The organism is Kribbella sp. CA-294648 (assembly GCF_050943845.1).
Lineage (GTDB): Bacteria > Actinomycetota > Actinomycetes > Propionibacteriales > Kribbellaceae > Kribbella.
The window spans coordinates 206,355-228,591 of sequence record NZ_CP191981.1 but is presented as its reverse complement, the minus strand read 5'-3'; the positions used below and the strand labels follow the sequence as shown (position 1 = coordinate 228,591).

General features: G+C 68.8%; 22 protein-coding genes and 1 riboswitch. Of the genes, 8 read left to right on the top strand and 14 right to left on the bottom strand.

Annotation, left to right across the window (positions count from 1 at the left end):
- Positions 1-191 precede the first annotated feature (191 nt).
- The gene (locus tag ACQPYM_RS01130) at positions 192-608 is read right to left on the bottom strand and encodes an ATP-binding protein (protein ID WP_433013330.1); all 417 of its coding nucleotides are present in this window, start codon (positions 606-608) and stop codon (positions 192-194) included.
- 1,064 nt (positions 609-1,672) lie between these two features.
- Positions 1,673-2,545 carry a glycerophosphodiester phosphodiesterase gene (locus ACQPYM_RS01125; protein ID WP_433013327.1) on the bottom strand — a complete coding sequence of 291 codons (873 nt, stop codon included), beginning with the start codon at positions 2,543-2,545 and terminating at the stop codon, positions 1,673-1,675.
- 152 nt (positions 2,546-2,697) lie between these two features.
- On the opposite strand from ACQPYM_RS01125, the gene ACQPYM_RS01120 reads away from it, so the two are divergent.
- Positions 2,698-3,669 carry a zinc-binding dehydrogenase gene (locus tag ACQPYM_RS01120; protein ID WP_433023152.1) on the top strand — a complete coding sequence of 324 codons (972 nt, stop codon included), beginning with the start codon at positions 2,698-2,700 and terminating at the stop codon, positions 3,667-3,669.
- Here ACQPYM_RS01120 and ACQPYM_RS01115 read toward each other — a convergent pair.
- Complete coding sequence (locus tag ACQPYM_RS01115; RefSeq protein WP_433013325.1) at positions 3,662-4,096, bottom strand: flavin reductase; 435 nt, start codon at positions 4,094-4,096, stop codon at positions 3,662-3,664. The genes ACQPYM_RS01120 and ACQPYM_RS01115 overlap by 8 nt on opposite strands.
- 155 nt (positions 4,097-4,251) lie before the next feature.
- Here ACQPYM_RS01115 and ACQPYM_RS01110 point away from each other — a divergent pair, with 155 nt between their 5' ends.
- Positions 4,252-4,746 carry an RNA polymerase sigma factor gene (locus ACQPYM_RS01110; RefSeq protein ID WP_433013323.1) on the top strand — a complete coding sequence of 165 codons (495 nt, stop codon included), beginning with the start codon at positions 4,252-4,254 and terminating at the stop codon, positions 4,744-4,746.
- A complete protein-coding gene (locus tag ACQPYM_RS01105; RefSeq protein ID WP_433013320.1) occupies positions 4,739-5,320 on the top strand; it encodes a methylated-DNA--[protein]-cysteine S-methyltransferase in 582 nt (193 codons plus the stop codon). The genes ACQPYM_RS01110 and ACQPYM_RS01105 overlap by 8 nt, the downstream gene beginning before the upstream one ends.
- Positions 5,321-5,401: 81 nt before the next feature.
- On the opposite strand, the gene ACQPYM_RS01100 is transcribed toward ACQPYM_RS01105, so the two are convergent.
- Positions 5,402-5,779, bottom strand: a complete 378-nt coding sequence (locus ACQPYM_RS01100; protein ID WP_433013317.1) for a helix-turn-helix transcriptional regulator — start codon at positions 5,777-5,779, stop codon at positions 5,402-5,404.
- Positions 5,780-5,833: 54 nt separating this feature from the next.
- Here ACQPYM_RS01100 and ACQPYM_RS01095 point away from each other — a divergent pair, with 54 nt between their 5' ends.
- Complete coding sequence (locus tag ACQPYM_RS01095) at positions 5,834-6,490, top strand: alpha/beta fold hydrolase (RefSeq protein ID WP_433013314.1); 657 nt, start codon at positions 5,834-5,836, stop codon at positions 6,488-6,490.
- 4 nt (positions 6,491-6,494) lie between these two features.
- Here the strand turns inward: ACQPYM_RS01095 and ACQPYM_RS01090 are convergent, their stop codons facing one another.
- From ACQPYM_RS01090 to ACQPYM_RS01065, 6 genes are all read right to left on the bottom strand, one after another.
- The gene (locus tag ACQPYM_RS01090) at positions 6,495-7,175 is read right to left on the bottom strand and encodes a class I SAM-dependent methyltransferase (RefSeq protein ID WP_433013311.1); all 681 of its coding nucleotides are present in this window, start codon (positions 7,173-7,175) and stop codon (positions 6,495-6,497) included.
- 101 nt (positions 7,176-7,276) lie between these two features.
- Positions 7,277-8,611, bottom strand: coding sequence for a purine-cytosine permease family protein (locus ACQPYM_RS01085; RefSeq protein WP_433013308.1), 1,335 nt, complete (start codon positions 8,609-8,611; stop codon positions 7,277-7,279).
- Positions 8,605-8,731: riboswitch (TPP riboswitch) on the bottom strand. (Overlaps the previous gene by 7 nt.)
- Positions 8,732-8,751: 20 nt before the next feature.
- Positions 8,752-9,414: an alpha/beta fold hydrolase gene (locus ACQPYM_RS01080; RefSeq protein ID WP_433013305.1), complete on the bottom strand. Its 663-nt coding sequence runs from the start codon at positions 9,412-9,414 to the stop codon at positions 8,752-8,754.
- Positions 9,411-10,316, bottom strand: a complete 906-nt coding sequence (locus tag ACQPYM_RS01075; protein ID WP_433013302.1) for a hypothetical protein — start codon at positions 10,314-10,316, stop codon at positions 9,411-9,413. The genes ACQPYM_RS01080 and ACQPYM_RS01075 overlap by 4 nt, the downstream gene beginning before the upstream one ends.
- Before the next feature lie 60 nt (positions 10,317-10,376).
- Positions 10,377-11,228, bottom strand: a complete 852-nt coding sequence (locus tag ACQPYM_RS01070; RefSeq protein WP_433013299.1) for a DUF3152 domain-containing protein — start codon at positions 11,226-11,228, stop codon at positions 10,377-10,379.
- A gap of 78 nt (positions 11,229-11,306) precedes the next feature.
- Entirely contained in the window at positions 11,307-12,497 is a 1,191-nt protein-coding gene (locus ACQPYM_RS01065; protein ID WP_360276357.1) for an ATP-binding protein, read from the bottom strand.
- Positions 12,498-12,664: 167 nt separating this feature from the next.
- Between ACQPYM_RS01065 and ACQPYM_RS01060 the strand changes: the two genes are divergently transcribed.
- From ACQPYM_RS01060 to ACQPYM_RS01050, 3 genes are all read left to right on the top strand, one after another.
- Positions 12,665-13,693, top strand: coding sequence for a GTP pyrophosphokinase (locus tag ACQPYM_RS01060; protein WP_433013295.1), 1,029 nt, complete (start codon positions 12,665-12,667; stop codon positions 13,691-13,693).
- Between the two features lie 155 nt (positions 13,694-13,848).
- Entirely contained in the window at positions 13,849-15,612 is a 1,764-nt protein-coding gene (locus ACQPYM_RS01055) for an ABC transporter transmembrane domain-containing protein (protein ID WP_433013292.1), read from the top strand.
- A complete protein-coding gene (locus tag ACQPYM_RS01050) occupies positions 15,609-17,387 on the top strand; it encodes an ABC transporter ATP-binding protein (RefSeq protein ID WP_433013289.1) in 1,779 nt (592 codons plus the stop codon). The genes ACQPYM_RS01055 and ACQPYM_RS01050 overlap by 4 nt, the downstream gene beginning before the upstream one ends.
- Before the next feature lie 45 nt (positions 17,388-17,432).
- On the opposite strand, the gene ACQPYM_RS01045 is transcribed toward ACQPYM_RS01050, so the two are convergent.
- Together ACQPYM_RS01045 and ACQPYM_RS01040 are read right to left on the bottom strand one after the other, a co-directional pair.
- Positions 17,433-18,224, bottom strand: a complete 792-nt coding sequence (locus ACQPYM_RS01045) for a hypothetical protein (protein WP_433013286.1) — start codon at positions 18,222-18,224, stop codon at positions 17,433-17,435.
- Positions 18,221-18,730 (bottom strand): SigE family RNA polymerase sigma factor, encoded by a 510-nt coding sequence (locus ACQPYM_RS01040; protein ID WP_433013283.1) that lies wholly within the window; start codon positions 18,728-18,730, stop codon positions 18,221-18,223. Before ACQPYM_RS01040 ends, ACQPYM_RS01045 begins: the two co-directional genes overlap by 4 nt.
- A gap of 107 nt (positions 18,731-18,837) precedes the next feature.
- On the opposite strand from ACQPYM_RS01040, the gene ACQPYM_RS01035 reads away from it, so the two are divergent.
- On the top strand, positions 18,838-20,643 hold the full coding sequence (locus tag ACQPYM_RS01035; protein ID WP_433013280.1) for a S9 family peptidase: 1,806 nt from the start codon (positions 18,838-18,840) through the stop codon (positions 20,641-20,643).
- Positions 20,644-20,656: 13 nt separating this feature from the next.
- Here the strand turns inward: ACQPYM_RS01035 and ACQPYM_RS01030 are convergent, their stop codons facing one another.
- Positions 20,657-21,586 carry a S66 peptidase family protein gene (locus ACQPYM_RS01030; RefSeq protein WP_433013277.1) on the bottom strand — a complete coding sequence of 310 codons (930 nt, stop codon included), beginning with the start codon at positions 21,584-21,586 and terminating at the stop codon, positions 20,657-20,659.
- Positions 21,583-22,230, bottom strand: coding sequence for a flavin reductase family protein (locus ACQPYM_RS01025; RefSeq protein ID WP_433013274.1), 648 nt, complete (start codon positions 22,228-22,230; stop codon positions 21,583-21,585). The genes ACQPYM_RS01030 and ACQPYM_RS01025 overlap by 4 nt, the downstream gene beginning before the upstream one ends.
- Positions 22,231-22,237 lie beyond the last annotated feature (7 nt).

Here is a 22,237-nt window from a genome sequence, read left to right as displayed (position 1 = left end):
GGCACGGGTGGTAAGCGGGGGGGACCGAGGGGCGCGTCAGCGGGACACGGGTATCGACCTGGCCTGAGGGGTGGGGCAGCCGGGGGCCGGTGGTCAGCGGGGACCGAGGGGTGGGTCAGCCGCGGAGGGTGGTCAGCGGGCCCGGGGGCGGGCAGCCCGGAACGGGTGGTGGGCCGGGGACCGAGGGTGGGTCAGCGGGGGACGATGGCGTGGACGGTGCGGCGGGCGTCGGCGGTGCGGACGCCCCATTCGGAGGTGAGCATGTCCACGATGGCCAGGCCGCGGCCGCCGACGGACTCGGGGTGTGCATCGGTGATGCGTTGCGGCTCGGTGTCGCCGCGGCCGTCGACGACCTCGAGGTGGATTCCGGCCTTGTCGACCCACCAGGTCGCGCGGACTTCGCCGCCGGGCAGGGGCGGGGCGTACCGGATCGCGTTCGAGAGGAGTTCGGACAGGACTAGTTGCGCGTCATCGCGCGCGTTGTCCGCGACCCGGTGCCGCTTCAGATAGCCGGCCAGACGGCGGCGGGCGTCTGCTACCGCAGACACTTCGTGCGGCAGTACGACGTCCACAACACTCACGTCGGCGGGCAAGGTTGCAGAGGACAAGCAGGGTCTCCTCAGTCATCGGAACAACACTCCACTTCTGCCCCCGATCGGGCTTGCGAAAACACCTGCGGGTATTCCGTTACATAGTGGCGCTGAAGATCACGCGTTCTCCGCGGAAATCGTGACGAAAACGACGGAATTGAACGTCCGAATTAACCGGACGCATTCGTGCCACTACGCAGAACGATCAAAGTGAGACACGGCACAAGTACCTCTGCCGGGCTGGCTCGGTGGGCGAGGCCGCACGCCGGCGGTGGCCTCGGCGGGCCATCCGGCCTCGAGTGGGCGGAACGCTGGCCGGCGCGCAGCACACGGCGAGGGGGCCGAGGTCAGCCGCTCGGGGTGAGCCGGCGGGAGACCGAGGCAAGCGGCCTTGGGATGGGGCGACGGAAGGGCCTAGCCGGTGCGGGTGGACGGCGGAGGGCGGAGGGCGGACGCAAGGGGCGGTGCGAGCCGCCTGGGTGGGTCGGGCCCTGGGGTGGCGGAGGGGCGCTAGCCAGCGCGGGGTGGGCAGCGGAGAGGGTGCTAGCCAGTCGACCTGGCGGGGCGGCGCTGGGTGTGGTCAGCCCGCCGAGGCGAGCCTGCGCGGGCGAGGCGGCCCGTCCGGGCGGGTCGGCGCTGGGTGGGGTGGGGTGGCGGGGCGCGGGGTGAGCAGCGGAGGGGACGCTGGCTGACGCGGGGTAGGTGGCCGGACGCTAGGTGGCGTGGGTGGCGGTGGGTGTGGTCAGCCCGTTGGGGTGAGGCTGGGCGGGCGAAGTCAGCCGGGCGGGTGGGCTCTGCGGTGGGTGGCGGAGGGGCGCTCGCCGGCGCGGGGTGGGGGGCGGAGGGGAGGCTGGCTGACGTGGCGTGGGCGAGGGAGGAGGTGACCCGCCCGGCGGGGACCTGGCGGGCGGGTCACCTCCGCCTGCGGGTGGGCCTGGGTGATGTGAGCGCGGGGTTGGCCAGCTCAAGTGGGCGCGGGGTTAGCCGGCTCAAGTGGGCGCGGCAGCTAGCCTGCTTGAGGGGGCGCGGGGTTGGCCGGATCGAGTGGGCGCGGAGTTAGCCCGGCTCGAGTTGGCGCGGGGTTAGCCGGCTTGGGGTGGGCGGCGGAGGGCTAGTTTGCGGCGGCGGATGGAGAGGGGAGTTGGGGGTTCGGCGGTTGGGTGGGCGAGGGTTTGGATGGCTAGTTCGGGGTGGTCGCTGATCAGGGCGTCTACGCCGATGGCTTGGCAGTGGCGGATGTCTTGTTCTGTGTTGACGGTCCAGACGTGGACCTGGTGGCCGTGTTTGTGGGCGCGGTCGACGTACTCCGGGTGGGCGGTGACGATCTCGATGCTCGGGCCGGCGTACGAGACGCCGGTGGGGAGGGAGCCGTCGCGGAAGCGGAGGGGGACCCGGTCCATTAGCAGGACCGTGCGGAGGCCGGGGGCCAGGACCCGCATTCGGCGCAGAGACAGCCAGGAGAAGCTCATCACTCGTACCGGGGATTCCGAGCCGATCCGCGGGTGGGCCCAGCCGAAGCGGTCGAGTGCCTCGATCAGGCGGCGCTCGACCAGTCCGGCGTACCGGGTGGGGTGTTTGGTCTCGATCGCCAGCTCCAGCGGCCGGCCCGAGTCGTGGACCGTCTCCAGCAGCCGTTCGAGGGTGAGCACCTTGGTGAGGTCCGGGTCCGGCAGTTCGGCCTCGTCGTCGAGGTCGGCCCACGGGTTCTTCCACGAACCCCAGTCGAAGCTGTCCAGCTCCTCCAGGCTCATCGTGGACAGCACGCCGCGCCCGCTCGAGGTCCGGTCGATCCGCCGGTCGTGGACGCAGACCAGGTGCCCGTCCGCGGTCAGCCGGACGTCACACTCCAGCCCGTCCGCTCCGGCCTCGACGGCCCGGCGGTACGCCGCCAACGTGTGTTCTGGACTGACTTCGCTGGCGCCACGATGGGCCACCACGCTGGGGCGTTTCGCCATAAAGAGAACTCTGGCACGCCGCCCACGTCAATCACTAACAAAGCCACGCCAGCCAACCGCAATCAGCTCACAACAAAGCAGCCACCGCTATCCGCACCAGGCCAGTACTCCGGTTCGAAGGCGCGTCATCCAGACTTGGCCGGGTGACCCAGATGCGCGCAGTTGTCCTCACTGAACCCGGCCCACCGGAATCGCTGAAGGTCAGCACCGCCGATCGGCCGGAGCCTCGACCCGGCTGGGTCCGGATCAAGGTCGAGGCGTTCGGGCTGAATCGCTCGGAGTACCACCTCAGGGCAGGGCTGGCGTCGAACGCGAAATTCCCGATCATCCCCGGGATCGAAGCAACCGGCACGGTCGATCTAGCGCCGGGTGGCGAGTTCGAGCCCGGCCGGCAGGTGGTCGCGATGATGGGCGGGATGGGCCGGGAGTTCGACGGCGGCTACGCCGAGTACACGGTGGTCCCGGTGAGCTCCGTCGTCCCGGTGACCACCGATCTCGACTGGGCGACCCTCGGCGCGCTGCCCGAGATGCTCCAGACCGCACACGGCTCGCTGCACACGGGACTCGCAATCCAGCCCGGCCAATCGCTGCTGATCCGCGGCGGCACGTCGTCCGTAGGCGTCGCGGCCGCCGTACTGGCCAAGGAGCAAGGCCTCACGGTGTTCTCGACGACCCGCAACCCGAAGCGACTCGACATGCTCAAGGAACTCGGCGTCGACCACCCGTTGGTTGACGACGGCAACATCACCGAACAGGTGCGCGAGATCCTTCCCGACGGCGTGAACGCGGCCTTGGAACTGGTCGGCACGAACGTCCTGCCCGACACCCTCCGAGCCACCGCAGTACACGGCACCGTCTGCTTCACCGGCATGCTGAGCGACGCCTGGACAATCCCGGACTTCTACCCGATCGGCTACCTCCCCAACGGCGTCCGGCTCACGGCGTACGGCGGCGAGAGCACCGACCTGCCCGCCGACGCGTTCCAGCGCTACGTCGACTTGATTGCCTCAGGCAAGCTCCCGATCCGGATCGACCGCGTCTTCGGCCTCGACGAGATCGCCGAAGCCCACCGCATCATGGAGAACGGCGACGCGGTGGGCAAACTCGTCGTCCGGATCAGCTGACGGCCTTCTGCAGGGTCCGCAGACGACCGATGGGGCGGGGTAGACCGTAGTGATCACGCAACGTCGTTCTGGTGTAGTCGGTTCGGAAGAGCCCTCGCTGCTGGAGGATCGGTACGACGTGGTCGGTGAAGGCCTCGAGTCCTGACGGCAACACCGCCGGCATGATGTTGAAGCCGTCAGCGGCGCCTGCACCCCACACGCCGGACGCCTTGTCAGCAAGGGTCGCGTCGTCCTCCCACGAATCCCACAGGTTGTAGGCGACCTCCAGGAACTCGGCCGCCCGGTCGGACGCGGTGGTGGCGATCGAGAACGACACCAGTGGTGGCAGCAGGCTGACGGAGACCAGTGAGGTGGCAGTGAAGTCGACTGGACCGTTGCCCGCGTCGGCGGCGATCACCACGACGCCGGCGGCGTACCGGCGGAACACTGAGCGGAAGATGTCGGCATCGACGGCCCGCTCGACGTCGGGATCGGGGACGACGCTCTCTCACCAAAGTCGACGACTGAAGAACTAGACAATCTCGTCGTTCGCAACGGCCGGGTCCCTCACACCCCGGACCGTCGGTGCGTTCTACTGGCGTGATGCTTTCGGAGAAGGTCAGGCTGCCGCCGTTCCAGGCGCTGGTGGACGAGCACTGGCGAGACGTCGCCAGGCTCGCCCGGGCGCTGGCCGGGCCGGTCGACGGTGACGACGTGGCCCAGCGCGCCTGGGAGAAGGCGTTCGCCGCCTATCCCAAGCTCACCTCGGCCCGGAACCTGCGCAGCTGGCTGCTCACCATCACGGCCCGGTGCGCGACCGACCTGCACCGGTCCCGGAAACCACAGACCTCCTTGGACGACGCACCACCGATCGCCGTCGACGGCCCCGATGCCGCCGAGTGGCCCGATCCGGACCTCTGGCAGGCCGTCAAGGACCTGCCCGAACGGCAGCGCGTCGCCGTCACGCTCAAATATGTCGGCGACCTGGACCACCATGGTGTGGCCGCCGCTCTGGACACCACGCCCGCCGCATCCCGCCGACTCGTCAGCGATGCGCTCGCGACCTTGCGTACCAAACTCGGAGTGGACCATGAATGATCTCGAAGTGCCTGATATCGAGGGCCGGCTGAGCCGGTTGACCCCCGGAGGCGCCCGCCCACCGGTCCTGCCGACCGCCGATGTCTCCTATGCCCTGCACGACACCCCCATCGGCACCCTGCTGCTCGCCACCGCGGGCGGCCGCCTGGTGGCCAGCTCCTTCGGCGACGAGGAGACGATGACGAATCGCCTAGCCCGGGCGATCTCTCCCCGCGTACTCCGTCAGCCCGCCGCGCTGGACGAAGTACGGCGGCAATTGGACGAATACCTGACTGGTCAACGAAAGGCGTTTGAATTGCCTGTTGACCTGGTGCTGGCAACGCCTTTCCAGCGACTCGTGCTGAGCGATCTTCCCGACCACACCAGCTATGGCAAGACGACGACGTACGGGCAGGTCGCCGGGGAGATCGACCGGCCGAAGGCAGCCCGTGCGGTCGGCACCGCGCTCGGCGCGAATCCCTTGTGTGTGGTGATTCCCTGCCATCGCGTGGTCGGCTCGAGCGGAGCACTCACCGGGTACGCCGGCGGGCTGGAGGCAAAGCGTTTCCTGCTGAATCTTGAATCGAAAAGCTGACGTTTCCGGCGGTTACTCGCGGCCATTTACACTGATCGCAAGAAGGAGCAGGTCCCCAATGTGGAGTGGGGACCTGCTTCTTTAGTTTTGCGTCACCAGCGCGGCCAGGAGTTTGCGCATTCCGGTCCGGGCGGACTCCGTCGCGGTCGGCCCGAGCGCCACCAGGGACACGACCAGCGCGGCCACCTCACCGGGGTCGAGCGCGATCGGCTCGATGCTCGAGCGGGCGTCGAACGCGTAGCCGCCACCAGGACCGCGGCGTACGGCGATCGGGATCCCGGAGTGCCGGAGCCGCTCGATGTCGCGCTCGACGGTGCGCGTGGTGACGCCGAGATCCTGGGCCAGCCGGGTCGCCGTTGCCGGTTCGCCACGCCGGGACCGCAGCGCCTCGATCAACGCGTGCTGCCGCTCGATCCGGCGCAGTGTCAGGTGCGGATCGGCCGATTCCGAAAAAGCCATGATCGAGAAAATACCCGACACCTGCTAGTCGGTCTTCCCGACTAGATTGGTCGCATGACCTCTCCTCTGCTGTTCCTCAGTGGCGCCGGGCTGCCGGCCTGGATCTGGGACGACGTCCGCGCCGCCCTGCCGACCTCCACCGTTGCTGCCTACCCGAGCGCAGGCTCGCTGCGGGACTACGCGACCAAGGTGCTGAACGAGGCTCCGGAGCGATTCACGATCGTCGCCCACTCCATCGGCGGTGTGATCGCCGGCCAGTTGGTCGCTCAGGCTCCCGATCGCGTCGACGGCCTGCTCGCCGTGGCGGCCTCGATCCCCCGCGCCGGCCAGTCCTTCCTGACCGCGCTGCCGTTCCCGCAGAAGCTGATCGTGCGGGCCGTCATCCGGCTGGCCGGGACGAAACCGCCGGAGAAGGCGATCCGCGCCGGGCTGGCGGCCGGGCTCGAGGAACCGCTGGTGGATCGCATCGTCGGTGAGTTCAGCCCGGAATCAGCTGCCCTGTATCGCGATACCGTTGCTCCGGGCACCTTTCCGGCCCGCCGCGGCTACCTGACCACGACGGCCGACAAGGAGTTCCCGGTAGCGCTCCAGCAGGTCTACGCCAAGAACCTCGACCCGACCTGGACCCACACACTGCCCACAGGCCACCTGCCCATGCTGGAAAGCCCGGGCGACCTCAGCCTTGCCATCAAGACGTTCCTGGAGAGCTGAGCCCTTACCCGTTGCCGGGTTGGTGGATCTCCAGGATCAGCCGGCGGCGGCCGCCCCACTCGCGCTTGTAGACCTGGTAGTCCTCGATGCCGGCCGCGGCGCAGAGGCGGCCGTAGCTGGCTTCGTCGTGGATGAAGTGGACGCTGCTGGTGCCGAAGTGCTCGGTCGTCACGATCCGGTGCTCCGGGCCCTGTCGCAGGCCGTTGGCGATCTCCGACGCGGTCGCGGGGCCCCAGACCGGCCCTTCGATCACGGCCAGCCCGCCCGGCTTCAGCACCCGGGAGATCTCCCAGATCGTCGACAGCTGCTCGTCCTCGGCGAACAGTTCGTGGAACGCGGTCCACAGGCAGATCACCGCGTCGAACGAGTCCGACTTGTACGGCAGGTCCGTCATCGAGCCGATCGCCCAGTCGATCGACAGCTCCTCTTCCTTCGCCTTGGCCTGGCCCGCCTTGACCAGGCTCGGGCTGATGTCCAGTGCCCGCACGACCTTGCCCGCCCGGCGCAACGGCAGGCTGACCCGTCCGTAGCCGCAGCACAGGTCGAGCACGGTCTCCCGGCCCTGCAGCAACTCCTCGACCGCCTCGACGACGGCGGCGTCACGTTCCGGCGTGGTGCGACTGGCCAGCCCCTCAGGACCGAGTTCTTCGTACTCGGCGCGGCTGCGCAGTGCGGAATTCAGCATTGCGCAAGTATCCCGGCACCGCTGGGTCACTGTCAGTATCGCGGTTCGATTCGAGACCGGACCGATTCCGGAGTACGGACGGCGCCCCGCGGACGCGGGGCCTAGCTCACTGGCTGAACCTCCTTGTGGCCGAGGCGGCCGAGGAGGATGGCGGCGATCATGGAGACGATGATCGAGGTGTACGTCGCGCCGAGCCAGCCCGGGACCGGCTGGTTGTTGAACAGGGTCTGCTGGACGTCGAGCCAGAACGGGGACCAGCCTTCGACCGTGCCGGGGTTGACGAGTTGGTAGGCGATGAAGCCGAAGACCCAGGCCAGTGCGGGCTGCCAGCGGAAGCGGGCGGTGTCCGAGACGTCCCAGCGCATCTTGCTGACCACGAAGAAGTCGGCGATCGCGACCGCGAACAACGGGATGAAGACCGAGCCGATCAGGTACAGGAACTGGGTGTAGTTGCCCAGGTCAACGAACAGCGCGAGGCCGGTGGCCAGCACGCCGATCGCGACGGAGATCCAGCGCCGGTCGATGTGCCCGACCAGATTGTGCGCGGCCATCGTGGTCGAGTACACGTTCGCGTAGGCCTCGTCGACCTCGTCCACCAGCAGCACGAACAACGCGATCGCGCCGGCCGGCAAGGTGACCAGCGCGGTGATCACGTCGGTGCTGTTGGTCTGCAAGGTGGCGACGGCGATCACGCCCAGGGCGTAGTACAGGATCGCGGCGAGGCCGTAGCCCAGGGCGGAGCCGGCGAAGGCGGCCTTGTTGGTGCGCGAGTGCCGGGTGTAGTCGGCGGCCAGCGGGGCGAACGAAACGACTCCGGCGGCGGCGAGGTCGACGCCGGGCCAGAAGCCGAAAACGCCGTCCTGCGGTAGGTCCTGCACCGGCTTGCTGAGCACCTGGACGAAAAGATAGACCGAGGCGATCAGGACCAGCCAGACCATGAACTTGCGCAGGATCTTGATGCTGCCCAGCGGACGGACGGCCATCGCGGTCGCGATGAAGCCCGCGATCAGGACGAACAGCCAGCGCCAGCGTTCACTCGTCACCGCGACGGCGGCCTGTGAGATGACGATGATCTCCATCGTCGCCCAGCCGATGTTCTGCGCGATGTTGAGCACCGTCGGCGCCATCGAGCCGCGGCGACCGAACAGCCCCCGCAGGCAGGCCATCGCCGGCGCGCCGGTGTGCGAACCGAAGACGGCGGCTCCACCCAGCACGAGCGCGCCGATCCCGCAGCCGACGACGACCGCGATCAGGCCCTGCACCAGCGAACCCGTGTACGCCGCGACGAGCGCGCCGGTCACCGGACCGAACAGCGAGATGCCCAGATTGCCCCAGAGGGTGAACTGGTCGAAGAAACCGAGGGTGCGGGGCGCATCCGTGGTGAGGACGAGCGGCGCCTCGGTGGCGGTGGACGTGCGTGCATCGGTAGTGGTCATGATGACCTGCTCCCTACGCCGGCATTACCCGGTCAGGTTCAGGCGGTCGGCGACCCGGCTGTGACAGCTCGTCGCCCTCTCAGCCCGCCATCATCGGTGCGAGCTCCCGCAGAGGTTGTTACTTCGTCAACGATAACGCCTTACTCACCGTTGTATACACCGGCTATCCGCTTGATGAACGTCACAAGCTCCGGGCCGTTGGTCAGGACCGGCATATGCGCTCCGGTCGGCAGGGTCCAGGCCTCGCCGTGCGCCAGGTCAGCAATCCGCTGCGCCCAGGCAGGCGGGCACAGGCTGTCATGCCTGCACCGGACGACCACTGTCGAGCACTCGAGCCGGCTGACTGCAGCAGCGAGGTCATAGCGCCGGGCGACCTCCATGGCGCGCGCCATGGAGATGAGGCCAGTGTGGGCGTACACCGGCACCAGTGGTGGCACCAGGGCCGGTGACTCCCATACTGCGGAGCGGATCCACCTGGCAGCGAGAGTTGGCCAGCCTGACGCCGCGACGTCTCCGGTCGGGCCGATGAGCACCAGCCCCTTGGCCATCGAAGGCTTAGCCAGTGCGGCCGCCACCACGATCTGGCAGCTCGCCGAATGACCGACCAGGACAGAGGGAGCAGACAGGCGCTCCGCGACCCGCTCAGCCAGCGACTCGGTCCGGAGGTCGTCGCCCGGCTGTACGTGTTCGCCGTACCCGGGCAGCGTCACCACCTCGTACTGCGCATCCAGGTGCTCCACCGTGGGCGCGTACGCCTCTGGTCCAAGGCCGAGACCGGGGACCAGTACTACGGGCAAGGTCACTCCCAGGGTGGACGGCTCGGGGGAGCCTGTACTACGGGGTTCGACACGTCAGGCTTGAGTTCGCGGTACCCAAGGGCAAGCCCCGCCGTCAGGATCAGCAGACCGGCACCACCCCACGCGTACGCCGTCGGCAGGCGGTGCAGCGAGTCGTCGATCGAGCCCAGACCAGTGGTCAGCACCATGACGAACCAGATCAGCAGTGGGATCAAGGAGAGGCCGACCAGACCGAGTCCGGCGAGCTCTGCCCGATCCGGCTGGCGTCCTGCCTTGCGGCGGCTCAGTATGTCGCGCAACCACATGGCCAGTGCGGCTGCGCCGACCAGGAGGGTCAGGAGCTGGCCGATGGTGTCGATGGCGTCCGTGCGGAGCGGGTGGTTCAGGGGCGAGCCGGGCGCCTGGGAGATCTCCCGCAACGAAACCCGCTGCACGGAGATGACCAGCAGGCCGTAGATGCCGGCGATGATCGTGGCGATCAGGACAACCCGGGCAGCGCGTGGGTCCCGCACCGGCTCCCGCCCGTACGTCGGCAACTGGTGTGGCTGGGGATTCGCGGGCGGGCCGTACGGCGTACCGGGGCGGTAGGCGGGCGGCTGGTTGTAGACGTGCCCCGCCGGCACCTGCTCCCCGTACTGCGGCTGCGGCTGTCCCGGCTGCTGCCCGTACTGCGGTTGACCTGGTTGAGGCTGGCCCGGTTGCGGTTGCCCTGGTTGCGGCTGGCCCGGCTGAGGCTGGGTGGGGTCGGCCGGTGGGATGAGGAACGCACCTGGCCGACTCGGATCGCCGGGGCCACCAGTGGCGTAGGTGCCGCCGCCGTACGGGGCGGGTTTCGCGTAGTGCTCGTCCGGGCGGGACTCATCGGGGTTGTCTCCCCGGCCGTAGGTGGGGAAGTCCTGTGACGACATTCGCTACACCATCCCGCTCGCTCGGACCGTCTCCGGACAGGTTCTCACGCGTGAGGGGGACTACGTGGCTTTGATCGTCGGCCACGCGTTGGGGAGGCAGCCGGCCAGGCCCTTGGACTGCTGCATCATGACGGGGGCGGGCGCGCCCGGCTTGGGGCAGGGTGCGTGGCCGTGGCCGAGGGCGTGTCCCACCTCGTGGTTGACCAGGTAGCTGCGATACAGCTCGACCTTGCCGGCGTACCCCGGGATCGCGTACATCCAGCGCTTGGCGTTGAGAACCACCCGGTCCTCGACCCGGCAGGAGAGCTCGCCGCCGGTGTCGAGCGGCAGGCACAGCTTGTCGGTGAGCGTCGGCGTGGCCACGATCACCCGCAGGTCGGCGTCGACCTTGTCGGTCCGCTCGAAGCTGACCGGCTGCAACGCCTGCCAGCCACGCGGATCGGTCAGCGTCTTGTGAATGGCCGCCGCGACGAGTGAGCCGTTGAGCGACAGCCCTTCCTCGATCTCCACCCGGTAGGTCAGTTTGTCCCGCACGCCGGTCGCCTTCGCGGACCCGGGCACCACCTGCAGCCGCCCGGTCGAAACGGTGACGTTCGGCTTGGAGCCCTTCGGCGGCCGGGTCAGGGTCGGTGCCGGACGCAACGGCTGGGTGAATTTCGCCGTCGGCGTCGGAACGACCGTCGGCACCGGCACCGGCTCAGGCGCCGGAACCTCGGCCGCGAGCGTCGTCCCACTGAACTGCGCCGCAAGATTGGTCTGCCGGCCGGCATCGGGATGCACCACCATCACCACCCCGAGCACGGCCAGCGCGGTCACCGAGAACCACTGTGCCTTGTACGACTTCCGGCGGCTGTGCCGCCCACCCCGGCGCGCACGAGTGCCGCTGCGCGTTGCGGTCCGCCGGGTGGTCATGTCGAGCCACCCTATCCACTCTTCGTTACATCACGAAAGTGCATCTTCCATCACGGTCCGCACTTCCCTACTCACGAGTCAGGTGCGGGTGCGGAGGAACTTGCCGAAGTGGGGGACGGTGAAGGCGACGGTGCCGCGTTCGGCGGAGAAGACCAGGCCCTTTTTGATCAGGCCGTCCCGGGCCGGGGACAGCGACTGAGGCTTGCGGTTGAGGGTGGTGGCGACCTCGGCGGTAGGGACGGAGCCGTCGTCGGCGTTGATGCCCAGCTCGGCCATCGCCCGCATGTACTCGCGTTCGGCCGGGGTCGCCCGTTCGTAGCGCGATCCGAAGAAGCCGACCGTGAGTTCGGCCGAGGCTTCGGGGGCGGCGACGGCGACGTCCTTGATGGTGATCGGGCTGGCCGGGGCGTGGTCCCAGGTGGCGTGGGCGAAGGCCTGGACGAAGTACGGGTAGCCGTCGGTCTGGGCGTAGAGCTCGTCGAGCGCTTCCTCCTCGAAGACGACGCCCTCGGTCTCGGCCGGGACCATGAGGGCGCGGTCGCAGGCCTCGCGGGCCAGGCGGTCGACGCGGATGTAGCGGAAGAGGCGTTCGGAGTACGACTTGCTGGCGGACAGTACTGCGGGCAGATGTGGCAGGCCGGCCCCGACGACGACCAGTGGGGCGCTCTGCTGGCTGATCTCGTGGCAGGCGGCGCAGAGTGCGGACAGGTCGTCGGCGCTGATGTCTTGCATCTCGTCGATGAACAGCCCGACGCCGACGGACAGGTCACCGGCCAGGTCGGCCGCGTCGGCGAACAGCTCGATCAGGTCCATCTCGAGATCGCCGGAGTCGGCCCGGCCTTTCGCCGCGACCACATCGACAGGCGGATGCCAGCGGATGCCTTTGCGATCGTTCTGCGCGGTCCGCAGCGCAAAGGCCTTCAGTACTGCGCTGAACTCGTCGACCCGGTCGTCGTCGCGATGCCGGTGGCCGAGTTCGCGCATGGCGGTGTGCATCGCCTGGGCGATCGGCAGCCGGATGCTCTGGTCCGGCCGGGCCTCGATCTTGCCGGTACCCCAGGCGCGCTTGATCGCCTGACTCCGCAAGGTGTTGAGCAGCACCGTCTTGCCGACCCCGCGGAGACCTGACAGCACCAGGCTCCGCTCCGGCCGTCCCGCCGCGACACGTTCGAGCACCACCTCGAACTGCCGCACCTCGGTGTCGCGACCGGCCAGCTCGGGCGGGCGCTGGCCGGCGCCGGGCGCATAGGGATTCCGGATCGGATCCATGCATTTCACTGTATGAGGATGTCTAGTGTTTTCCTTAGATTTCGCTAGCCAACCCGATCGCGTGTCGTCGCTCTGTCGCCATCTGCGGCTATCTAGCAAAAACACTAGAAAGAACTAGACAGCCGTAGCGCAGTCTAGGGAGCCGCTGCGAGCACTATGGTCTGCGCATGGGCGGGGCTGAGTTGCAGGACTGGACCGTGCAGGCGGCTGCGCAGTACGAGCGGACACACCAGCAGTACGTCGGCGGCGCGCGGAAGCTGGAAGCGCTGATCAACGAGCTGATCGGCGAAGAAGAGGGCATCAACTACCTCAGCGCGACCGCGCGGGCCAAGGATCCCGAGTCGTTCCTGGCCAAGGCGTCCAAACCGCATCCGGACGACCCGGGCAAGCCCAAGTACGACGACCCGCTGAACCAGATCACCGACCTGGTGGCGGCCCGCATCATCACCTTCCTGGTCGAGGCGGTGGACCGGGTCTGCGAGGTGATCGAGTCGGAATTCGAGATCGTCGAGCACACCGACATGGGCGCGCACACGCGAGCGCAGGGCGCCTTCGGGTACGCCAGCAAGCACTACCTGGTCCGGCTGAACGCGCATCGCCGGGAGCTGCCGGAGTACGCCGTACTGAAGAACCTGACGATGGAGATCCAGGTCCGGACGGCGGTCCAGCACGCGTGGGCCGAGTTCGAGCACGACATCCGGTACAAGCTGGACATCCCGCCGGACCGCAAACCCGAGTTCGACCGGCGGTTCCTGCTCGCGGCGGCGCTGATGGAGCTCGCGGACAACGAGTTCGCCGAGATCGACAAGCTGTACCGCGAACTCGCCGCGGCCGAGCCCGACGCGGAACCGATGGACCTCACCACGGCGACGCTGACCACCTACCTGACCCGGCGGTACCCCGACGCCCCGCACGCGAAGACCAACCACTACGCGTGGATCCTCGGCATCCTCGCCCAGCTCGGCGTGACCACCGAGGAGCAGCTGACCGAGCTGCTGCAGGGCATCGACAGCCAGGCGGTCCAGGCGGCGATGACCCATCGCTTCCCGGCCGGCACGGTCCGGCGGCTCGACGACGACCTGCTGGCGGCGAAGGGCTCGGAGTACATCGAGCTGTTCCCGACCGAGGAGCGCCGGCAGAAGATCCTGCGCGGACGACTGAAGGCCCTGGCCAGAGCCGGCCTGGTCGAGAGCTGACGTCGCGGAAGCGTTTCCAGCCGCAGCTCTTGCACAGAGCCGCCGGTTTGATCCACCCGTTGAAAAGGGTTTGACGGACTGTCGGCGGGCCCGCCTAGGCTGGATGCATTCGCCTGGTCAGGTGTCTCGAAACCCCTCTAGTTCTTTGGGACGTCATGTCGCTGCGCCTCATTCCGTTTGCCGACCCGGGTGTACCAGATACCCGGTCCGGTCTCCGACTCATTCTCTGGCTCGAGCACCAGCAGCTCCGGGGTCAGGTCTCGGCACTGTGCTGGGGTCTCCTGTACTTCGGCGGGATCGCCGCCGCGCCGGTCGCGGTCGGGCTGGCCGTCCAGGCCGTGATCGACAAGTCCTGGCCGAAGCTGTTCCTGGCCGGGGCGCTGCTGCTCGCGATGGGTGCCACCAAGGCGGCCGCGGACTCCTTCTTCCACCGCGCCGTCGTCACCAACTGGATCTGTACCGCGTCCCGTCTTCAGCAACTCCTGTCCCGCAAGGCCGCTGAGCTCGGTTCGCTGCTGACCCGCCGGATCGCGGCCGGCGAGGTGGTCGCCGTGAGCAGCGGCGACGTCGAGAAGATCGGCTGGTTCGTCGAGGTGCTCGGGCGGTTCGCCGCCGCCCTGCTGACCTGTTTCGCCGTGGTCATCGGCCTGCTGTTCTACGAGCCGCGCCTCGGGCTCGTGGTGCTCGTCGCCGTACCGATCCTGGCGTTCTCGATCCTGCCGCTGATGGGTCCGGCCGAGCGCCGGGCCGACGCCCAGCGGGCCAAGGGCGGCCGCGCCACCGAGCTGGCCGCCGACACCGTCGCCGGTCTGCGGGTACTGCGCGGCATCGGTGGCGAGCAGCTCTTCCTGGACCGCTACCGGGTGGCCTCCCAGGAGTACCGCGCCAGTGCGGTCCGCAGCGCGCGGATGTGGTCGTTGATCGCGGCCATCCAGGTGCTGCTGTTCGGGATGTTCCTGGTGCTGATCGTCTTTCTGGGCGTCGGCATGGTCAACGACGGGCTGATCGGGGTCGGCGAGCTCGTCACGACGTACGGGTTCATCACCTTCATGCTGGTGCCGCTGCACACGTTCGAGGAGACAGCGAGCGCCTTCATCTTTTCCAAGGTCTCCGCGCGGCGCGCTGCCCGCGTGCTGTCGCTGCAGCGGATGGACGACAAGGCAGGACAGTCGGCGGCCCAGGTGCCCGAGGGTGACCTGATCGACCCGAAGTCCGGCCTGGCCGTACCGGCCGGGAGCTTCACCGCCGTGGTCTGTGGCAACCCGGACGAAGGTGGTCAGCTAGCGGATCGTCTCGGCGGCCACAGCCCCGAGGCCGACCCGGACGACCCGTCTGTCCTGCTGGGTGGGGTCGCACTGGACGACCTGCCGCTGGACTCGGCCCGGACCGCAGTGCTCGTGCAGGACAAGGACCCGGTGCTCCTGTCGGGCACCGTGCGCGAGCTGTTCGACGTACCGGCGAGTGGAGCCGTCTCGGTCGAGACTGCTCTTGATGCGGCTCAGTGCACTGACATCCTCGACGTACTGCGGCAGTCGCTGCCCGACGGCGGTGCGGACGCCACTGCAGCCGTACTGACGGAGCGCGGCCGGTCCCTGTCCGGCGGTCAGCGGCAGCGCATCGCTCTGGCCCGTTCCCTGTACGTCGATCCCGCGGTGCTCGTGCTGGACGAGCCGACGAGTGCCGTGGACGCCCACACGGAGGCGCGGATCGCGGACAGCCTGCGGTTCCTCCGGTCCGGCCGGACCACCGTGGTGTTCACCTCGAGCCCGCTGATGCTGGACCGGGCCGAGCGCGTGGTGTTCGTGCCGGACGGCCAGGTCGATGCCGTAGGCACCCATCACGAGCTGGTGCACACCAACCCGCGGTACCGCGCGGTGGTCACCCGTGAAGACGAGCCAACCCTCGAGGAGTCGGTGTGAAGCCCCCGGAGTACGACCCGGCAGCCCCGCAGGAGGCGGCTCGCCTGCCGGTGGCCGGCACCGCGACGGTGAGGGCCTATCTGAAGACACTGTTCCGCCGGCACCGGCGTGCCTTCGGCTGGCTGACGCTGGTCAACGCGGTGGCGGCACTGAGCGGCATGGTCGGGCCCTGGCTGCTCGGCAACGTGGTGGAGAAGCTGTCCCTCGGCAAGACCGATGTCGACCTTCCGTACGTCGTACTGGGCTTCGTCTGCGCCCTTGCGGTGCAGACGGTCTTCGTCCGGCTCACTCGACTCCGTGGGGCCGTGCTGGGTGAGGAGATGCTCGCCGACCTGCGTGAGGACTTCCTGATCCGGGCGGTCGCACTGCCGCCTGGTGTGCTGGAGCGGGCCGGCACGGGTGACCTGTTGTCCCGGATCACCACGGACGTCGACCGCCTCTCGCACGCGATGCGGGACGCGGTGCCGCAGCTGACCATCGCAGTGATCTGGGCAGCGCTGCTGATCAGCGCCCTGGTCGTCACGGCACCGGAGCTGGCCGTGGCGATCGTGATCGCCGCCCCGATCCTGATCATCGGGGGCCGCTGGTACTTCCGCCGCGCGCCTTCGTCGTACCGGTCGGAGGCGGCGGGCTACGCGGCCGTCGCCTCGGCACTGGCCGAGACGGTCGACGCCGGCCGGACCGTCGAGTCGCACCGGCTCGGCAACCGCCGGATCAAGCTCGGCGACACCAGGATCGGCCAGTGGGTCGGGTGGGAGCGCTACACGCTCCACCTGCGGATGATCCTGTTCCCGGTCATCAACATGACCCACACGGTCGCCCTGGCCGCAGTACTGGTGATCGGCGGCGGACTGGCCATCGAGGGGCACATCACCGTGGGTGCGCTGACCACCGGCGCGCTCTACATCCAGATGCTGGTCGAGCCGGTCAACATGATGATCCGCTGGTACGACGAACTGCAGGTTGCCCAGGTCTCCCTGGCGCGACTGGTCGGCGTGCGGGAGATCGAGGCCGAAGAAGCCGGTCACCAGGACGAGCCGGACGGCCGGACCGTGCTGGCCGACGAGGTGCGCTTCGGCTACCTGGAAGGGCGCGACGTGCTGCACGGCGTCACACTGACCGTCGAGCCAGGAGCCCGCGTCGCACTCGTAGGCCCTTCTGGAGCAGGGAAATCGACGCTGGGCCGGTTGCTGGCCGGCATCTACTCGCCCCGGGTCGGTGACATCACCTTGGGCGGTGCGGCGCTGGACAAGATGTCGGCCGAGCAGGTGCGAAGCCATGTGGCCCTGGTGAACCAGGAGCACCACGTGTTCGTCGGCAGTGTCCGGGACAACCTGCGGCTGGCCCGGCCGACCGCCTCCGATGCAGAGCTTTGGACCGCCCTGCGGGCAGTCGACGCGCATGCGTGGGTGGCCGGGTTCGAGCACGGCCTCGACACTGAGGTCGGCTCGGGTGGGGTCTCGCTGACGCCGGCGCAGGCTCAGCAGGTCGCACTGGCCCGGCTGGTGCTGGCCGACCCGCACACGCTGGTCCTGGACGAGGCGACCTCACTGATGGACCCGCGCGCCGCTCGCCATCTGGAGCGGTCGCTGGCCGGCGTACTGGAAGGTCGGACGGTCGTCGCGATCGCCCACCGGTTGCACACCGCCCACGACGCGGACGTCATTGCAGTGGTCGAGGACGGCCGCATCGTCGAGCTCGGCGGCCACGACGAGCTGGTGGGCGCCGAAGGGCCTTACGCGGCCCTGTGGCACTCCTGGCACGGCGACCGCTAGCCACCTCGGGTGAGGGGCAGACACTCCCGTCTGCCCCTCAGCCGGCTACTTCGGCAGGCTCATCTCGGGGTCGATCGCAGCCTCGATCAGCTGCTGCAGCGTCACGGACGGTTTGATCACGCCCCACACAGAGACGGTGACGACCTGGCCGTCCGGCCGGACATACCGGACCATCAACGCACCGTTCCACGGCACGGCAGGGCTCGCCGTCGGTGCGGCCTTCGCCGTGACGATCCGGCGGCCGTTCGGGGCCGTCCTGGTCGTGCAGGTCAGGTTGGCCGAGCCCGGCAGCTCCGGCATCCCGCCGTCCCTGCACCACGCGCCCTCCGACAGTGAATGCGTCCCGGCGAACACCTCCACCTGGAGCTGTCCGAAGTCGCCGTTCTGCTGCCACCGCTTGCCGATCCCCACCCCGAAGAGCTTGTTCGACGAGTCGAACACGGTCGGCGAGAAGCTCTCACTGATGGTCTGCTTCGTGTATTTGCGGTCCGGATCGATGTGCCGATGCGCCACGATGTCGAGCTTCTTCATCGTGGTGCTCGCCAGCCGGGCGGTTTGCTGCGCACGATCTTCCCCGCCAGGCGCAGGGGGAGGGGCCACCGTCGGTTGGGCGGCCGGCGCTGGGCCCTGGCGGCCGGTCGACGAGGCGGGCATGAACTGCAAGCCCAGGGCAGCCACCGCGGCCACCGACGTCACCGTGGCGAACCCGGTGGCGATGCGGTGGCGGCGGAGCCGGCTGCGGCCGCGCCGGAGGTCCGCCGCCGGGTCGAACGGCTGCTCCCCGAGGTCGGTGGCGACGGTGAGTTCCAGACGGTCGCGCAGGTCCTGCTCGTTCATACTCGCTCCTCGGTCAGTGCGTCGATTCTGTCGGCGGTCAACCGGGTGCGGAGGTGGTCGAGGGCCCGGGAGGACTGGCTCTTCACCGTTCCGGTGCTGATCTTCAGGTCGGCGGCGACCTCCTCGATGCTGAGGTCGAGCCAGTAGCGCAGGACGACGATCCGCCGTTGCCGCGGCCCGAGCGCGGCCAGCGCCCGGACGAGTTCGTCGCGACCGTCGAGATCGGGCCCTGGTACGGGGTGCTCGGGCAGTACGTCGGAGCTCACCTCGCGCCGCCACCGCCGCCGGCCGGCATCGATGCTGGTACGGATCAGGATCTGGCGCGCATAAACGTCCTCGGCACCACGGCTGTGGATCCTCGGCCAGGCGGCGTACAGCTTGGCCAGTGCCGTCTGCACCAGGTCCTCGGCCGTGTGCCGATCACCGCACAGCAGGTAGGCAGCTCCCACCAGCCGTGATCGCCGCGCCTGCACGAAGTCCGAGAACTCCTGGTCACGCACACTCATCGGGTGCCTCTCGTCCGCTGGTTGACGATCGTAAAGACGGCGAGGTCCGGCGGTGGGTTGCATCTACTTGCAGTGTGGGTGACTCATTGGCGTGTGAGGATTGAGCGGTGCTGACGACTCTGCTCTCGCTGCCGACCGTGATGGCCTTCGATGTCGACCCAGCGGGTGACTTGCTCATCGGGTACGACGGCAGCGGGGTCCGGCAGATCCATGCGGTGGCGGCGGACGGCAACTGGCGGGCGCTGACCGCATTGGACGACACGGCTCGCTATGCACGCTTCATCCCGGACAGTCGCCAGGTAGTCGTCGAGCACGACAGCGGCGGCGACGAGAGAGGCCAGCTCTCCTTGCTGGACCTGGACGACCCCAGTGGCCCGGACGGGCTTCCCGTACTGTCTCCACTCGTCCACGACCTCGACTACTTCCACCACCTGGTGGATGCCAAGCCCGGCAAGGTCTTCTTCACCACCAACCGCCGCAACCAGGTGGACTTCGACCTGGTCACGCTGGACCTGGCCACTGGCGCCGAGACAGTCCTGTACGACGGCGGCGGCTACCTGAACTCGGCCCACGTCTCGCCGGACGAGCGCTGGGTGGTCATCGCCCTGGCCGGCGGCCCGGGCAACTCGGTGCAGCTCCTCCTGGTCGACACAGCTGCCCAGGCGATCACCGAGCTCACGGCGTACGACGAACTGACGTACCAGGAAGGGCCCTCGTGGCTGCCCGACTCGTCCGGGTTCGTCGTTGCCAGCGACCGAGGACGCGACCGGCTTGCCCTGCGCCGCTACGACCTCGGTACTGCGACCTGGGCCGATCTCATGGTCGACGAGAAGCATGACCTGGCCGGTTGGGTCTGTCCCGACGGCGAGCACCTGCTGGTCGGCACCACCGATGACGGTGTCGTCACCATGGCGCAGCACAAGCTCGCTGACGCTTCCTTCGTCGCGCAACTCGAGCTGCCGACTGGTGGTTGCGCCGCCAGGCTGATGGCCGCCCCGGATCCCCTGTGGTCGTCCGACGGCAGCTACGCGCTGCTCAACCACAGTTCGCCGATCGACCCGCTGTCGGTCTTCCGGTACACGCGGGAGACCGGTGAGGTCGTCGCTGTCGAGAGCCCGGAGGGTCCTGCGCTGCCACAAGGCCTCACCCACCCGGAGAGCCACCGGGTCACCTCCTTCGACGGCGAGCAGGTCCCTGTGTTCGTGTACCGCCCAATCGGGGGTGGCGACGGCTCGGCCGTGGTCTGGGTCCACGGTGGGCCGGAGGCAATGGCGATGCGCGTCTGGAACCCGGTGGTCACGGCACTCGCGGCTGAAGGCCACACGGTGATCGTGCCCAACGTGCGCGGCTCAGCGGCGTACGGGAAGCGCTGGTACTCGCTGGACGACAAGCAGAAGCGGCTCGACTCCGTGAAGGACCTCGCGGCGATCCACGAATGGCTGCCGTCGATCGACGTCGACCCGCAACGCACTGCGTTGTGTGGCGGCTCGTACGGCGGCTACATGGTGCTTGCCGGGCTCGCGTTCCAGCCCGAGCGCTGGGCAGCCGGGGTGGACATCGTCGGGATCGCCTCACTTGTGACGTTCCTGGAGAACACATCGGCGTACCGTCGGGTGGCGCGGGAGCGGGAGTACGGCGTACTGGCGGAGGATCGGGAGTTCCTGGAGGCGGCGAGTCCGCTCAACCGGGTGGGCGACATCCGGGCGCCGCTGTTCGTTATCCACGGGGCGAACGATCCGCGGGTGCCGTTGTCAGAGGCGGAACAGATCGTCGACGCTCTGGCGAAGCGGAACGTCCCGTGTGAGCTGCTGGTCTACGCCGACGAGGGCCATGGTCTGGCGAAGCGCATCAACCGGCTCGACGCCTACCCGAAGGCTTTCGCCTTCCTGGCCGAGCATCTGCGCACCAGCTGAGCACCTGAGGCGGCTAGCGGAGTGGGGTGAGGAGCGGCGTGAGGGTGCCGGCCGCGGCGTCGAGGCGGACCGGAAGGCCGAGCGGTACGGCGAGGTTGAGGTCCTCGTGGCCGATCGCGGCGCCCTCGACCATCGGCAGGCCGAGCGGCTCCAGGCGTTCCCGGACCACGTCGGCCACCAACTCGCGCTCGCTGTCGATGCTGAAGTCACCGATCACCAGGCCGGTCACCTCGTCGAACCAGCCGGACCTGAGCAACTGGGTGAGCAGCCGGTCGATGCGGTAGCCCTCCTCGCCGACGTCTTCCAGCACCACGATGCCGGCCGGCTGGGCGAAGGTCGGCGTACCGATGCTCGCGGCCAGCAGGGCGACGTTGCCCCCGAGCAGGCGGCCTTCCGCCGTACCGGCGACCACGGTCCGGGCGCCGGTCGGAGTGAGCAGGTCCTGCACCGACTCAGGCTCGAACAGCAGATCGCGCAGCCGGTCGTGGGTCTCCTGCACGCGGAGTTGCCCGATGCCGGCCGCCATCGGACTGTGCAGCGTGACGAGGCCGTGGGCGTTGAAGACCTCGTGCAGCGCGGTGATGTCGCTGAAGCCGACCAGAATCTTGTCGACGGCAACGAGCTCCGCCGGGTCGAGGTGCTGCAGCATCCGCTGGACGCCGTACCCGCCGCGGCCCGCGAAGACGGCCTTGACCGACGGATCCAGCCAGGCGGCCCGGAAGTCCGCGGCGCGAGCCCGGTCGTCACCGGCCAGGTAGGGCAGCCGGTCGTCGCGAGCCAGCGCGGACGGCATCACCTCGACGTCGATGTCCCAGTCCTTCAGGTACTTCGTCCCCAGCTCGAGCCGCTCTGGATCGAGCGGCCCGGCCGGCGCCACCACCGCGACACGATCCCCGGCCCGCAGCCGCGCGGGCCGCCTCACCCCATGCCCCAGCTCAGTCATTCCCCAGACGATAGTGCCCCGGCCCGCATCGGCGGCATCTGCCAGCCACGGGCCAGCGACGACTCGTACGCCGGTACGCCGCCGGCGAAGTACTCGGTGAACTTCATGATCAGCGGGTCCCAGCGCAACGGGTCGATGTAGCGGTCGTCGTTCATCAGCAGGTCATCGCGCACCTGCACCCGCTGCACCGACATCTCCAGCGCGCGCAGGTTGGAGTCCGGACCACCGACCTGGTGGATCGCCTCGATCCGGCCTTCGAGGTTGATCGGGCTCTCCTCGATGGCGTCCACGTCGACCAGACTGCCCGGCGACCTGGTCAGCCCGGCCGCCGCGAACTTGTCCGGCTCGTAGCGGTAGCCGCGCGCCCGCTTGGCCTCGGACATCTGCCGCGATCCGGTCAGCAACGCGATCCGGTCGAGCGAGGCGACCATCGCCGGGTCCACCAGATTGAGGATGCACTCAGGACGCTCCATCAGGTTCTGCACGGTCTGCGAGCCGACGGACATCCCGAGCATCGCCGACTGGGCCAGCCACCAGGCCGACGACATCGGCCCGAGATTGGTGGTCCCGTCCGCGTTCCGGGAACTGATCAACACGACCGGCGTACCGAAGTACAGAACCTTGGGTTCAACTATCCGCTTCATGCCTCTT